15 protein-coding genes are annotated in these 14,218 nt (G+C 70.6%); 14 read left to right on the top strand and 1 reads right to left on the bottom strand.

The window, feature by feature from the left end:
• The first annotated feature begins 21 nt into the window (after positions 1-21).
• Both OHA58_RS23530 and OHA58_RS23525 read left to right on the top strand, forming a co-directional pair.
• The gene (locus OHA58_RS23530) at positions 22-501 is read left to right on the top strand and encodes an ATP-binding protein (RefSeq protein WP_405481168.1); all 480 of its coding nucleotides are present in this window, start codon (positions 22-24) and stop codon (positions 499-501) included.
• Between the two features lie 19 nt (positions 502-520).
• Positions 521-874, top strand: coding sequence for a hypothetical protein (locus tag OHA58_RS23525; RefSeq protein ID WP_405481166.1), 354 nt, complete (start codon positions 521-523; stop codon positions 872-874).
• Between the two features lie 234 nt (positions 875-1,108).
• On the opposite strand, the gene OHA58_RS23520 is transcribed toward OHA58_RS23525, so the two are convergent.
• Complete coding sequence (locus tag OHA58_RS23520; RefSeq protein ID WP_405481164.1) at positions 1,109-2,170, bottom strand: mechanosensitive ion channel family protein; 1,062 nt, start codon at positions 2,168-2,170, stop codon at positions 1,109-1,111.
• A 259-nt stretch (positions 2,171-2,429) separates the two neighbouring features.
• On the opposite strand from OHA58_RS23520, the gene OHA58_RS23515 reads away from it, so the two are divergent.
• The 12 genes from OHA58_RS23515 (at position 2,430) to OHA58_RS23460 (ending at position 14,175) form a co-directional block, all read left to right on the top strand.
• On the top strand, positions 2,430-2,966 hold the full coding sequence (locus OHA58_RS23515; protein ID WP_100594167.1) for an HNH endonuclease: 537 nt from the start codon (positions 2,430-2,432) through the stop codon (positions 2,964-2,966).
• 247 nt (positions 2,967-3,213) lie between these two features.
• The gene (locus OHA58_RS23510) at positions 3,214-4,392 is read left to right on the top strand and encodes an ROK family protein (protein WP_405481162.1); all 1,179 of its coding nucleotides are present in this window, start codon (positions 3,214-3,216) and stop codon (positions 4,390-4,392) included.
• A gap of 70 nt (positions 4,393-4,462) precedes the next feature.
• On the top strand, positions 4,463-5,800 hold the full coding sequence (locus tag OHA58_RS23505; protein ID WP_405481160.1) for an ABC transporter substrate-binding protein: 1,338 nt from the start codon (positions 4,463-4,465) through the stop codon (positions 5,798-5,800).
• Positions 5,801-5,817: 17 nt separating this feature from the next.
• Complete coding sequence (locus OHA58_RS23500; RefSeq protein WP_100594160.1) at positions 5,818-6,753, top strand: carbohydrate ABC transporter permease; 936 nt, start codon at positions 5,818-5,820, stop codon at positions 6,751-6,753.
• A gap of 5 nt (positions 6,754-6,758) precedes the next feature.
• On the top strand, positions 6,759-7,676 hold the full coding sequence (locus tag OHA58_RS23495) for a carbohydrate ABC transporter permease (RefSeq protein WP_405481158.1): 918 nt from the start codon (positions 6,759-6,761) through the stop codon (positions 7,674-7,676).
• An 8-nt stretch (positions 7,677-7,684) separates the two neighbouring features.
• Positions 7,685-8,950 carry a 6-phospho-beta-glucosidase gene (locus tag OHA58_RS23490; protein WP_405481157.1) on the top strand — a complete coding sequence of 422 codons (1,266 nt, stop codon included), beginning with the start codon at positions 7,685-7,687 and terminating at the stop codon, positions 8,948-8,950.
• Positions 8,941-9,915, top strand: a complete 975-nt coding sequence (locus OHA58_RS23485; RefSeq protein ID WP_405481156.1) for an N-acetylglucosamine kinase — start codon at positions 8,941-8,943, stop codon at positions 9,913-9,915. The genes OHA58_RS23490 and OHA58_RS23485 overlap by 10 nt, the downstream gene beginning before the upstream one ends.
• 111 nt (positions 9,916-10,026) lie before the next feature.
• Complete coding sequence (locus tag OHA58_RS23480; protein WP_405481154.1) at positions 10,027-10,491, top strand: DUF3995 domain-containing protein; 465 nt, start codon at positions 10,027-10,029, stop codon at positions 10,489-10,491.
• The gene (locus tag OHA58_RS23475) at positions 10,481-10,993 is read left to right on the top strand and encodes an RNA polymerase sigma factor (RefSeq protein WP_405481152.1); all 513 of its coding nucleotides are present in this window, start codon (positions 10,481-10,483) and stop codon (positions 10,991-10,993) included. Before OHA58_RS23480 ends, OHA58_RS23475 begins: the two co-directional genes overlap by 11 nt.
• Positions 10,990-11,475 carry a hypothetical protein gene (locus OHA58_RS23470; protein ID WP_405481151.1) on the top strand — a complete coding sequence of 162 codons (486 nt, stop codon included), beginning with the start codon at positions 10,990-10,992 and terminating at the stop codon, positions 11,473-11,475. The genes OHA58_RS23475 and OHA58_RS23470 overlap by 4 nt, the downstream gene beginning before the upstream one ends.
• A gap of 235 nt (positions 11,476-11,710) precedes the next feature.
• Positions 11,711-13,153, top strand: a complete 1,443-nt coding sequence (locus OHA58_RS23465; protein ID WP_405481149.1) for a hypothetical protein — start codon at positions 11,711-11,713, stop codon at positions 13,151-13,153.
• A gap of 17 nt (positions 13,154-13,170) precedes the next feature.
• On the top strand, positions 13,171-14,175 hold the full coding sequence (locus OHA58_RS23460; RefSeq protein WP_405481148.1) for a glutamate ABC transporter substrate-binding protein: 1,005 nt from the start codon (positions 13,171-13,173) through the stop codon (positions 14,173-14,175).
• The last annotated feature ends 43 nt before the right edge of the window (positions 14,176-14,218 follow it).

Genomic DNA, 14,218 nt, shown 5'->3' with positions numbered 1-14,218 from the left:
ACACAAGGAGACGCGAGCTCCATGGCCGAACCCGAGCCCGAACCTCAAGCCGTACCCCGGCCTCCTTTACGCGAAGACGTGCTCGACTACACCCCGACCTCGCGCAGCGTCCCCCTCGCCCGCCGCCGAACCGCAAGGCTCGTGGCCGAGTGGGGTCACCCCGCCCGCGCGGGAGACACGGCACTCGTACTGTCCGAGCTGATGACGAACGCCCTCCTGCACCGCAGCCTCCGCGACCGCCTCATCCGCGTGCGGGTCTCCCTGACTGCCGCCACGCTCTGTGTCGAGGTCAGCGACCCCAGGGGCGAACGCCTGCCTAGATCGCGCCCCGCGGACGGGACGGATCAGTTCGGACGGGGACTGCTCCTTGTCGGGGCGCTGGCCGACCGGTGGGGGTGCGAGCCGCGAAACGGCCCCGGCAAGACCGTGTACGCGGAGTGGGGGCTCAGTGGCGGGACGTATCCGCTCGCGACCGAGAGGAGTGACAGGAGTGGCGCTTGACGAGCAGAAGGGGCGACCGATGACTGTGCCGTACACGGACGGGGACGCTCCGCTGATTCCGCGGCCCGAACTCACCCTTCCGGCGCTGCGTCAGGCCGTGGCGACCGTCGCGCCGTCCCGCCTTCCGGAGTTCTTCGAGGACCTTCAGCGGGCCTTCGTACGGGCCGGGGACGAGGACAGCGTGGTCCCGATCCGGATGTTCCACCGGCAGTGGGGCGTCGTCGTCGAGATCGAACGCTACCCAGAGACGGCTCGTCGTCTGCACGCCGCCGAGCAGGCGGTGAACAGCCCGGACCCGGAGATGCGCGACCGGGCCATCCGCGAGGCGGGCGACATCGTGCGTGCCGCCCATCGCGAGGTAGCCGGTGGCTGACTGGCGCCGGGAGTGCTTCCGCGACGACGTGCTCGACGGCTTCCCTGGTGAGGCGCGAGCCGATGCCGAACGCCTCGCCCTCTGGAAGGACCCCTCTACACGGGGCCGGACCCCGGGATGCGCTCGAATACCTGACAGATGTACGAGGGGAGCGGATCGTGCTGGTCCAGGTCACCTGGTTCGGCTGATCCGGGACCGAGCAGCCCCGCCCCCTTGCCTGTCCGCGTGACGCGCCTACTTCGACAGATTCGGCGGCTGGATCGGGGACGCCGCGAGCGACTGCGGGGACGTGCTCGACGCGTACGCGGACGGTGCCGAGACCCCGGCCGTCGGGTCGGCGGTGGCCTCGTCGGCGGCCTGCAGGGGCAGTCGGCCCACGATGCGGATCCCGGCCTGGTCGAAGGCCAGCTTGATGCGCCAGCGCAGCTCGCGCTGCACGGTGAGGGACTTGCCGGGCATGGTCTTCGCCGAGACGCCCACGACCATGGAGTCGAGGAGCACGCTGTCCAGGCCGAGGACCTCGACCGGGCCCCACAGCATCTCGTTCCAGGGCTCGTCCTTGCTCATGGCGACGCCGACCTCGGTCAGGGTCTCCTTGACCTTGACCAGGTCCTCGTCCGAGCGGACGGTGACGTCGACGCTCGCGGTGGCCCAGCCCTGCGAGAGGTTGCCGATGCGCTTGACCTCGCCGTTGCGGACGTACCAGATCTCGCCGTCGGCGCCCCGCAGCTTCGTGACGCGGAGGCCGACCTCGACCACCTCGCCCGAGGCGACGCCCGCGTCGATGCTGTCCCCGACGCCGTACTGGTCCTCGAGGATCATGAAGACGCCGGACAGGAAGTCCGTGACGAGGTTGCGGGCACCGAAGCCGATCGCCACACCCGCGACGCCCGCCGAGGCGAGCAGCGGGGCCAGATTGATCTGGAACGTGCCCAGGATCATCAGGGCGGCTGTGCCAAGAATCACGAAGGAGGCGACCGAGCGCAGCACGCTGCCGATCGCCTGCGAGCGCTGTCGGCGGCGCTCCACATTGACCAGCAGCCCCCCGAGCGCTGTGCCGTCGACGGCCTGCGCCGTGCGGTTCATGCGCTCTATGAGCTTGGTGATGGCACGCCGGATGGCCACTCTCAGGACCACGGCGACGACGACGATGAGCAGGATGCGCAGGCCTATACCCAGCCAGGTGGACCAGTTCTGCTCGACCCAGCTGGCGGCGTTCGTGGCCTGCTCCTGGGCGTCCTTGAATGTGGTCGGGTCCGAGGATGGGTCGGACGCCGACAGGACGGACAAGATCACGGCAGAAACCTCCAGGCATAGCGGCCGCCCGCGAAAGGCGAAGTTACGGGCAGACCCACCACACTAACGGGGCATTGTGTGTGGATCGTTGTCTTGTTCGAGGGAGAGCCGGTCCTCACCTGGGGATGTAGGGGGTGTGGTCGAAAACACTCCCAGCCCGTTACCGGGACATGGTGGCGCTTGTGCAGGCCATGAGGGGAAACTGACTACAGATCGTCCCGGCGCGAGCCACGCGCCGCCGGCGTACAAGGAGGCATCCGTGCCGCATGTCCTGGTCCTCAACGCGTCGTACGAGCCACTCGGCGTCGTACCGCTCCGCCGCGCGCTCGTTCTGGTCCTCGAGAACAAGGCCATGTGCCTCGAGGAGTCCGGCGCCTATATGCACAGCGCAACCTGTACTGTCCCTGCACCCAGCGTGGTCCGCCTCAAGCGGTTCGTCCGGGTCCCTTACAGGGGGCCCGTTCCTCTGACCCGGCGGGCGCTGTTCGCCAGGGACGGCGGGCGGTGCATGTACTGCGGTGGCGTCGCAACCAGCGTCGACCACGTCATTCCCAAGAGCCGCGGCGGCCAGCACGCGTGGGAGAACGTGGTCGCTTCCTGCCGTCGCTGCAACCACGTCAAGGCCGACCGTCACCTGGTCGAGATCGGCTGGCGCCTGCGGCACAAGCCGGCCCCTCCGACCGGGCTCGCCTGGCGCATCATCGGGACCGGGCATAGGGATCCGCGCTGGCTGCCGTACTTGCAGCCGTTCGGCGCGGACGAGGCCCTGGCCCGGATCGAAGGCATTTCCGCCTGACAACGATCCGGGTCTTCGCGTATCCGGAGTCTTCGCGTATCCGGTTCTCGCGTTTGCGGGCTCGCGTCACCAGGTGGCCGTACGTCTCCCGGCGTACGGCCACCACGCGTGCGCGGCGGACCCTGACGGCGTGGGTAACGACTTGGTTGCCCGAGGGCCGTCGGCTATTGACGCCCTCTTCACCCACGGCTTACGTTCCTCGCACCCAATAGGAAACCTTCCTAACAGTGCTGCGAGGAGACAGGTCATGGCCGGTACGGCCCCGGGAACCCCCGGCACCCCGAGCGTCCTGCGCGCCATGAACGACCGCGCGGCCCTCGACCTCCTCGTCGCGCACGGCCCGCTGACCCGCACCCGGATCGGGGAGCTGACCGGCCTGTCCAAGCCCACCACCTCCCAGCTGCTCAGTCGGCTGGAAGCGGTGGGCCTCGTGCGCACCACGGGCAGCCAGACCGGCCGTCCCGGGCCGAACGCCCTCCTGTACGAGATCCACCCCGGCGCCGCCCACATCGTGGCCGTCTCCGCGGACCCCACCGGGATCACCGCCGTGGTCGCCGACATCGCCGGCGCCGAGCGCGGCCGCTGCCGTATCGAGGCCATCGCCGTCGCCGACGACGTACGCAACCGCACCGCCCAACTCGTCGCCGAGGCCTTCGACGGCGCCCTGCGGCTGGCCGGGCTCGGCCACGACGACATCACGGCCACCGTGATCGGCACCCCCGGCGCCATCGACCCGCACACCGGCCAGCTCCGGTACGCCCCGCACCTGCCGGGCTGGCACTCGCGCACCCTGCTCGCCGAGCTCGCCGAGGTCCTCGGCACCCCGGTCTCCATCGAGAACGACGTCAATCTCGCCGCCATCGCCGAGCAGTACGAGGGCGCGGCGCAGGACCACGACGACTTCGTGCTGGCCTACGTCGACGAGGGTGTCGGCGCGGCGATCGTGCTCGGCGGCGTGCTCCTGCGGGGCGCGACCGGCGGCGCGGGCGAGATCGGCTACATGCCGCTGCCCGGCGCCCCGCTGGCGCGCGGCGGCGAGGAGGAGATCGCCGGCGAGGACGCGGGGGGCGGCTTCCAGAGCCTGGTCGCCGCGCCCGCCGTGCGGCTGCTCGCCGGGGGCGCCAAGGACCTCGGCGAGGCCCTCGCCGACCCCGCCGTGCTCGACGAGGTGGCCCGCCGCCTGGCCACCGGGCTCGCCGCCGTCGTCGCCGTCGTCGACCCAGAACTCGTCGTCCTGTCGGGACAGGTGGCCCAGGCCGGCGGCGAGGCGCTGCGCGTCCGCGTCGAAGCCGAACTCACCGGGCTCGCCCTGCCGCGACCCCAGCTGCGTATCAGCGATCTCGACGACGACCCGATCCTCACCGGCGCCCTGCGCTCGGCGCTCACCCAGGCCCGCGACATCGTCTTCGACACCAGCAACGCCTGACCCCACCCCCTCTCCCTCCCCCACCTCTCGCAACTTCCCCCAACTCCCGTACAGGTAAAGGACGTTCGCCATGCCGCGATGGCGTATACCCCTGCGTGCGCCGGTGGCGCTCGCCGCGGCCGGACTGCTGCTGTCCGGCTGCGCCAACCCGAGCGTCGGCAGCGCCGACGACGACCCGGCGAAGCCCGTGACGCTGAAGTTCTGGCACGGCTGGTCGGCCCCCGGCGAGGTGAAGGCGATCAATGACTCGATCGCCCGCTTCGAGAAGCTCCACCCGAACATCAGGGTGCAGTCCACCGGGAACGTCACGGACGCCACCATCAACCAGGCACTGCGGGCCGGCGGCGACGAGGCACCCGACGTGGTGACCTCGTTCACCACCAACAACGTGGGTCAGTACTGCGACTCCGGCATGTGGGCGGACCTCGACCCGTTCATGCGGAAGAGCGGCCTGGACAAGGCGAAGGTCTTCCCCAAGACCCTGCTGGACTACACGAGTTACGACGGCAACCAGTGCGCCCTGCCGCTGCTCGCCGACGCGTACGGGATGTACTACAACAAGGACGCGTTCAAGGAGGCGGGCATCAGCCGGCCGCCGCGGACCATGTCCGAGCTCGAGGCCGACGCCAAGAAGCTCACGAAGCGCTCGGGCGGCTCCTACAAGCGCGTCGGCTTCATGCCGAACTTCCGCCTGTACCAGAACAGCCCCGACCGGCTCTTCGCCCAGTGGGGCCCCACCTACTTCGACGCCAAGGGCGATTCGCGGCTCGCGAAGGACCCGGCGACGTACAAGTTCTTCGACACCGCCCACAAGCTCGTCGAGGCGCAGGGCGGCTACAACGCCCTGGAGCGCTTCCGCACGTCCTTCGGTGACGAGATGTCCACGCAGAACGCGTTCATGAACGGCAAGCTCGCGATGCACCTCGACGGCGAGTGGCGCGGCCTGATGATGAACGAGGCCAAGGTCGGCTTCGACTGGGGCGTGGCACCGCTGCCGGTCCCCGACGACCAGGCCGGGACGTACGGGCGCGGCTATCTCACCGGCACCGTCGCGGGCATCGCGCACAGCAGCAGGCATCAGAACGCGGCCTGGGAGCTGGTGAGGTTCCTGACCGCCGACACCGATCAGGTCGTCAGTTTCGCCAACGCGATCCACAACGTGCCGTCCACGTTCGCCGCCCTCAAGTCGCCGAAGCTGGACGCCGATCCGACGTTCCGCACCTTCCTGGACATCGCGCAGAACAAGTACAGCCAGGTCATGCCGCCCTCCACCAACGGCGGCATGTACGTCACCTCGCTGCAGGACTTCTCGTACTCGGTCGAGGCGGGCAAGGTCCACGACCTCAAGAAGGGGCTGCGCGAGCTCGACCGGCAGATCGACGCCGACACCCTTCAGTCGAAGAGCTGAGGAGCGGGAGTCCCATCATGGCCCTGACACTGTCCAATCCCGCGCGGCGCAGACTGCGTACGCTCGGCTTCCTCTCCCCCTGGCTGATCGGCTTCAGCGTCTTCTTCGCGTACCCGCTGATCGCCACCGTCTACTTCTCGTTCATGCACTACAACCAGATCCAGAAGCCCGACTTCGTGGGGCTGCGGAACTGGAAGTACGTCTTCGAGCAGATGCCGCTGTTCGGTCCCGCCCTGTGGAACACGCTGTGGCTGGTCGTCGTGATGGTAGCCCTGCGGGTGGTCTTCGGGCTCTCCCTCGGGCTGCTCATCACGAAGATCAAGACCGGCGCCGGCTTCTTCCGTACGGCCTTCTACCTGCCCTACCTGGCCCCGCCGGTGGCCGCGACCGTCGCCTTCGTCTTCCTGCTCAACCCGTCGACGGGACCGGTCAACGAGGTCCTCGCGCACCTCGGCATCACCGGACCGAACTGGTTCAACGACGCCGCCTGGGCCAAGCCGTCCCTGGTGATGCTCTCGCTGTGGGGCATCGGCGACCTGATGGTGATCTTCATGGCCGCGCTGCTCGACGTACCCAGGGAGCAGTACGAGGCCGCGGAGCTGGACGGCGCGGGCGCCTGGTCGAAGTTCCGGTACGTGACCTGGCCGTCGATCACTCCGATCGTCATGTTCGCCGTCGTCACCGGCGTCGTACAGACGATGCAGTACTACACGCAGGCCCTGGTCGCCGGAAAGATCGCCTCCGGCGTCTCCATCGGCCCCGGCAGCGTCATCCAGCCCGGCTACCCGGACCACTCGACGCTCACCGTCCCGCAGCTCGTCTACTCGATGGGCTTCCAGAACTTCAACACCGGCGCGGCGTGCGTCCTCTCGCTCGTGCTCTTCGCCATCGCCATGGCCGTGACCATGCTGCTCATGCGCAAGCGCTCGGGCCTGCTCGCGGCGGAGGACTGATCAAGATGACGTCTACGACACTCAGCCCCACCCCCACCCCGACCGCTGCTCCCGCCGGCGCCTCGCGTCAGCGCGGCCCCGCCGCCGCACGCGCCCGCCGCAAGCGCGTCCTGCACTGGATCGCCGTGCACTGCGTCGCGATCGCCGTCGCGCTGCTGTTCATCCTGCCGTTCGTGTTCGTCTTCCTGACGTCCGTGATGAGCGACAGCCAGGCGATGAGCGGCGACCTGTGGCCGGACTCCTGGCACTGGGAGAACTACAAGGCCGTCTTCGAGACCGACGGCTTCCTCGACTGGTGGAAGAACTCCCTGCTCTATGCGGGCCTCGGGACGCTGTTCACCGTGTGCTCGGCGATCCCCGTCGCGTACGCACTCGCCAAGTTCCGCTTCCGCGGCCGCCGGACGGCGATGATCCTCGTCATCTCGACGATGATGCTGCCCCCGCAGGTCATCGTGATCCCGATGTACCTGGTGTGGGCCCAGCAGTTCCATCTGTCGGGCACGCTGTGGCCGCTGATCATCCCGATGGCGTTCGGCGACGCGTACTCGATCTTCCTGCTCCGTCAGTTCCTCCTGACGATCCCGAAGGAGTACATCGAGTCGGCGAAGGTCGACGGCTGCGGTGAGCTGCGGACCCTGCTGAAGATCATCGTGCCGATGGCCAAGCCCGGCATCGCCGCTATCGCGCTGTTCCAGTTCTTCTACTGCTGGAACGACTACTTCGGGCCGCAGATCTACGCGGCCCAGAACCCGGCGTCCTGGACGCTGTCGTACGGCCTCGAATCCTTCAAGTCCGCACACAGCGTCAACTGGAACCTGACGATGGCCGCGACACTCCTCGTGATGGCGCCGGTCTGCATCGTCTTCTTCTTCGCACAGAAGGCCTTCGTCGAAGGCGTCACCCTCACCGGAGTAAAGGGCTGAGAACCGATATGAAGCTCGCTGTGGTCGGCGGAGGCTCGACCTACACACCCGAACTCATCGACGGATTCGCGCGACTGAGGGACACCCTGCCGATCGAGGAGCTCGTGCTCGTCGACCCGGCGGCCGACCGCCTGGAACTGGTCGGCGGGCTCGCCCGGCGGATCTTCGCCAAGCAGGGGCACCCCGGCGTCATCCGTACGACGAGCGATGTGGACGCCGGTGTCGCCGACGCCGACGCGGTCCTGCTCCAGCTGCGCGTCGGCGGTCAGGCCGCCCGCAACCAGGACGAGACCTGGCCGCTGGAGTGCGGCTGCGTCGGCCAGGAGACGACCGGTGCGGGCGGTCTCGCGAAGGCGCTCCGCACGGTGCCGGTGGTCCTCGACATCGCCGAGCGGGTGCGCCGTGCGAACCCGAACGCCTGGATCATCGACTTCACCAACCCGGTCGGCATCGTGACCCGCGCGCTGCTCCAGGCCGGGCACAAGGCCGTCGGTCTGTGCAACGTCGCGATCGGCTTCCAGCGGAAGTTCGCGCGGCTGCTCGACGTGACGCCGTCGCAGGTCCACCTCGACCACGTCGGCCTCAACCACCTCACATGGGAGCTGGGTGTCCGTCTCGGCGGCCCGGACGGCGAGAACGTGCTGCCGCGCCTGATCGGCGAGCACGGCGACGCCATCGCCGAGGACCTGCACATGCCGCGCGTGATCGTGGACCGCCTCGGGGTCGTGCCCTCCTACTACCTGCGCTACTACTACCAGCACGACGCGGTCGTGCGGGAGATGCGCACGAAGCCGTCGCGCGCCTCTCAAGTGGCCGCGATGGAACGGGAGTTGCTGGAGATGTACGGCGACCCGGCGCTCGACGAGAAGCCGGAGCTGCTCGCCAGGCGGGGCGGCGCCTTCTACAGCGAGGCGGCCGTCGACCTGGCGGCGTCGCTCCTTGGGGGCGGTGGCTCCCCGTACCAGGTCGTCAACACCTACAACAACGGCACGCTGCCGTTCCTGCCCGACGACGCCGTGATCGAGGTACAGGCGGCGGTCGACGGCAAGGGCGCGACGCCGCTGGCCGTGCCGGCGCTCGACCCGATGTACGCGGGCCTCATCGCGAACGTCACCGCTTACGAGGACCTGGCACTCGAAGCCGCTCTGCGCGGCGGCCGCGACCGCGTCTTCAAGGCGCTGCTCGCGCACCCGCTGGTGGGCCAGATCGAGTACGCCGAGCAGCTCACGGACGAGCTGATCGCGCACAACCGGGAGCACCTCGCGTGGGCATGAACGTCCTTGCCATCGATGCAGGGAACAGCAAGACCGACGTCGCGGTGGTCGCGGCCGACGGCACCGTCGTCGGCGCGGCCCGCGGCGGCGGGTTCCAGCCGCCCAAGGTGGGCGTCGAGGCCGCCGTCGACATGCTCGCCGAGGCCGTCGACCGTGCGCTCGCCGAGGCGGGCACGAACACGGTGGGACACGTCTCCGCGTGTCTCGCCAACGCCGATCTCCCCGTCGAGGAACGGGAGTTGGCGGCAGAGCTGCGCGCTCGCGGCTGGGCCGCCTCCGTCGACGTACGCAACGACACCTTCGCCGTCCTGCGCGCCGGGCTCCTCCAGGACTCCGAGCCGCGCGGCGTCGCTGTCGTGTGCGGCGCCGGCATCAACTGCGCCGGAATGCTGCCCGACGGGCGCACCGCCCGCTTCCCCGCGATCGGCAAGATCTCCGGCGACTGGGGCGGTGGCGGCGGCCTCGCCGAGGAGGCCCTCTGGTACGCGGCGCGCGCCGAGGACGGCCGTGGCGATGCGACCGCCCTGATGCGCTCCCTGCCCGCGCACTTCGGGCTGCCCTCCATGTACGCGCTGATCGAGGCGCTGCACCTGGGCCGCATCCCGATGGAGCGACGGCACGAGCTGACGCCGGTGCTCTTCGCGACGGCAGCGGACGGCGACCCGGTGGCCCGCGCCCTGATCGACCGCATGGGCGACGAGGTCGTGGCCATGTCCGTGGTGGCCCTGGACCGGCTCGGCCTGCTCGACGAGGAGACCCCCGTGCTCCTGGGCGGCTCGGTGCTCGCCGCGCGCCATCCCCAACTCGACGACCGGATACGGGAGATGCTCACCGCGCGCGCCCCGAAGGCGGTACCGCGCGTGGTCACCGCCCGGCCCGTCCTGGGTGCGGCACTGCTCGGCCTCGACGCCGTGGGGGCGGACGAGGACGTGCACGCGCGCGTGCGGGCGCACTTCAGGGGCTGAACGGGGCCCGGCCCACGGTCCCGGCCGCCGGAAAAGTCACGGGGAACGTTTCGCCGGGACGCGTCCTCTGGAGGGTGTCGGTCACTCATCGCACCCTCCGGAGGACGCCCCATGCCCACCGACCGCACCGCCCGCCGCGCCGCCACGCTCATCGCCTCCGTACTGAGCTGCGACGCCGTGCTGCACCTCTGCTGGTCCACCGGGTCGACCTGGCCCGCGCACGACGTGCGAAGCCTGTCGTACGCCGTCCTGGGCGCGGACGTGCCCTTCACGCCGCCCGTCCTGCTGCCGCTCGCCACCGCCCTGTTCACGGCGAGCGGCGTCGTCGTGGCCCGCGCGCGCCTCGACCGCCCGCACGCCCTGCTGCGCCTCGGCACGTGGGCCGTCGCCGCCGGGCTTTCGCTGCGCGGTCTCGCGGGGGTCTACTGGCTCTTCACCAAGGACCCCGGCACGGCGTTCTACTGGCTCAACCTGGGCGCGTACACGCCGCTGTGCGCGGGGCTCGCGGTGGCCGCCGTCAGGGTCGCCCGGCCGGAGCCCGTGGCGCGCAGGGAAGATGCCGTACGTGTCCGATGACGACGACAGGGCCGGGACCGTGCGTCTCGTGCGGGCCGCCCAGCGCGGCGACACCCTCGCCATGGCGCGGCTCCTCGACGAACTCGCGCCCTACGTAGGGCGCATCTGCGGTCCCATCGCACTCGACCAGGGGGCGGACGCGGCTCAGGAGGCGCTGGTCGCCGTGTTCCGCTCGCTGCGCTCGCTCAAGGACCCGGCCGCCGTGCGCGGCTGGGTCCGCGCCATCGCCGTGCGCGAGGCCGTGCGCCTCGCGCGCCGCTCGGCGCGGGCCGTGCCCGCCGACCTGAGCACCCTGCCCGCGCGCGGTGACCCCCAACTCGCCGCCGACATCAGGGACGTACTGGACCGGCTCTCCCCCGAGCACCGCGCGGTGCTCGTCCTGCGCGATGTGGAGGGTCTCGACGAGCGCGCCGCCGCCGAGCTCCTCGGCGTGCGCGTGGGCACCGTCAAGTCCCGGCTGTCCCGGGCCCGTGACACCTTCCGGAAGGCGTGGACCTCATGACACAGCCCCCTCAGCCGCCACACTCCCCTCGGCTGCCGCAGTGGCCCCGGGCGGAGCTCGACCCCGTACGCAGGCTGCGCGCGCTCGCGTCCGGCATCAGCGGCGCCCACGTCACCGAGGGATACGTCGACGCCCCGTACGCTCGCGTGTGCGCCCTTCTGGGCGATCTGGAGGGCGAGTTCGGCCGGATCACGCCCGATATGCGGGGGCTGCGCGTGCTGCGCCGGGACGGGGAGCGCGTGGAGGCGCTGGCCGTCAGCAAGTACGGGATGCGGGCCCGCCTGCGCGGGGTGCACCGGCCGGGCTGGTGCTGGCTGCAGAGCCGGTTCCTGCTGCTCGGTGTGGCGGCGGCGCCCGACGGGGACGGGACCCGCGTCGCGTTCACCGGCGGGGTGCGGGTGCCGGGGCGGGCCGCGCTGCTGCCGCTGGGCGTGCGCCGTGAGGGCCGCCGTAGCCTGGAGCGGCTCACCGTCCTGCTGTGACGGGGCGCGTGGAGGGAACCGATCGGATTCGCCTCACGTGTTCAGGGGCAGGGGCCGCACGACGGCGTGCGCGGGGGCGCTCGAAGTGCGGTGTTCGCACGGCAATACGAACAAGATCCAGTCAATGGCTGTGCGGATGTCAGTCCCTGCGGCAATACTTGCGGCCGTGCACCTTCGCCCGCGCTCCCCGCACGCCGGACGGAAGTGACGGACCGATGACCATGGGGGAGGTCGAGTGAACAACCCGCCGAACGGCAGCGCGGCGCCGCCGGGGACGGTCGGCGCGCCCACGATGCCGTCCGTGCCGCCGCAGGTGCGGCCGCCGCACGCGCAGGGCCCGGAGCCCGCCGCGCCCGCGCGCAGCACCGCGTGGGCGGAGGGCGTCGACCGGGTGCGCGCCGCGGCGACGACGGAGCCGGGGCGCCTGCGCATCATCGGCGCGGTGCTCGCGCTGCTCGTCGTCGCGTTCGGCGCGGTCACGGCCTGGCAGATGACCGACCGCTCGGCCGCCGCGGACGACGTCCTGCACAGCAGCCAGCCCCTGAGCGCCGACGCGGCGGACATCTACCGCTCGCTCGCCGACGCCAACACGGCGGCGTCCAGCGGCTTCCTGGCGGGCGGCCAGGAGCCGGCCGAGACGCGGGACCGGTACGAGAAGGACATCAGGACGGCCGCGGCCAAGCTGGTGACGGCGGCGGCGAACTCGGACCCCGACTCCCCCTCCACGGCGGCCATTTCGAAGCTCAACAAGCTGCTCCCGCAGTACAAGGGCCTCATCGAACGCGCCCGGGCGAACAACCGGCAGGGCTTCCCGCTGGGCGGCGCCTACCTGCGGTACGCGAACGAGACGATGCAGAAGCAGATGCTCCCCGCGGCCGAGGACCTGTACAAGAAGGAGAACGAGCGGCTCCGCTCGGACTACGACAGCGCCACGCCCTACCCCTGGGCCGCGATCGGCCTGGGCGTCGTCGCGCTCGGCGCACTCGCCTGGGCCCAGCGGCGCAACTACCGCCGGACGAACCGCGTGCTCAACCACGGCCTGGTCGCCGCGACGGCCGCGTCCGCAGTCGTCCTCCTCTGGCTCGTCGTCGGCCACAGCGTCGCCCGCGCGGGTCTCGACGAGTCGTACGACCACGGGGTCCGCTCGCTGAACGTGCTGCACGACGCGCGCATCGCCTCCCTCAAGGCGCGGGGCAACGAGAATCTGACGCTGGTCAGCCGCGGCGCCGAGACCGTCGAGGTGAACGGCGTGGCCAAGGACGCCTTCGACGTGGACTACCAGAACCAGATGAAGACGCTCGCCACGAAGCTCGGGGACGCGGCGAGGCTCGCCGACGACAGCACGGGCAAGCGGCCCGTGCAGGCCGCGGGTGACAACATGCGGGTGTGGCAGGACCGCCACAAGGACGCCCGTGAGCAGGACGACGCGGGCAACTACCAGGGGGCGCTCGACAAGGTGATCGGCTCCGCGCAGGACAAGCCGACCCGCGAGTGCTTCGACAACGTCGACAAGGAACTGCAGTCCGCCCTGACGCACGAGCAGGCGGAGTTCAAGCAGGCGGCCACCGACGGGCGCGGCGCGATGACGGGGATCCCGGTGGGCGCCGCCGTACTCTCCGTGCTGGGCGCGGCGGGCGCCGTGCTCGGCATCGGGCGCCGGCTTTCGGAGTACCGGTGAGAGGGGGCGGGACAGCCATGAGCGCACGACGTACGCGGATCAGCCTGCGCGGCTGGGGCGGTGTGGCGGCCATGGCGGTCGCCTGTGCCCTGACCGCGGTCCTCGCGCTGCTGCTCCCCCTGACCCGGGGCGCCGTCGGCGACGGAAGCACGGGCGTCGGCGGCCCCGGTCTGGCCACGGGTGTGCAGGCCAGGGCCGACAACTGCACCGATCCGGAGCGCAGCCTGAATCCGTCCGGCGACGAGTCGGGTGCGGCGGTCAAGGCCATCAAGAAGCGCGGCTACCTCATCGTCGGCGTCGACCAGAACAGCTACCACTGGGGCTACCGCGACCCGAACAAGAAGTCCAGCGAGCTCGAGGGCTTCGACATCGACCTGGCGCACGAGATCGCTCAGAAGATCCTCGGCGACCGCGACCTGATCCGGTTCCGCGCGATCCCGACCAACCAGCGCATCCCGGCGATCCAGCACGGGAACGTCGACATGGTCGTCCGCACAATGACGATCAGCTGCGAGCGGCTCAAGGACGTCGCCTTCTCGACGGCGTACTTCCAGACCGGGCAGCAGGTCCTGGCGCCCAAGACCTCCTCGATCACGGGGTACGACAAGTCGCTCGCGGGCAAGCGGATCTGCACGGCGGCCGGCTCGACCGCCTTCGACCGCCTCGACGCGGACCGGAAGGCGGGCACACTCGCCGCCGGCGCCGACATCTCCACGACGGTGCCGAACCAGCTGGACTGCCTCGTCAGGCTGCAGCTCGGCGAGGTGGACGCCGTGGTGACGGACAGCGCGCTCGCCGCGGGCCAGGCCGCGCAGGACCCGACGGTCGAGCTCAAGGGCACGCCGTTCACCAAGGAGTTCTACGGCGTGGCGATGAAGCGGGGCACGGACGACCTGGTACGCCGGGTCAACCAGGTCCTGGAGGACTTCCGCAAGGACGGCGGCTGGCAGGACTCGTACGACACGTGGCTCAAGGACGGTCTGGGCGCGGCCTCGGGGCCGCCCGCACCGAAGTACAAGTAGCCCCGGCCGGGCGCTACTTGCGGCAACTGCACAGCGGCGGCCG

The sequence above is a fragment of the Streptomyces sp. NBC_00009 genome (genome assembly GCF_045040855.1).
Classification (GTDB): Bacteria; Actinomycetota; Actinomycetes; order Streptomycetales; family Streptomycetaceae; genus Streptomyces; species Streptomyces aureus.
Note: the sequence above shows the minus strand (reverse complement) of the source record. Positions and strands in the feature narration are given on the sequence as shown.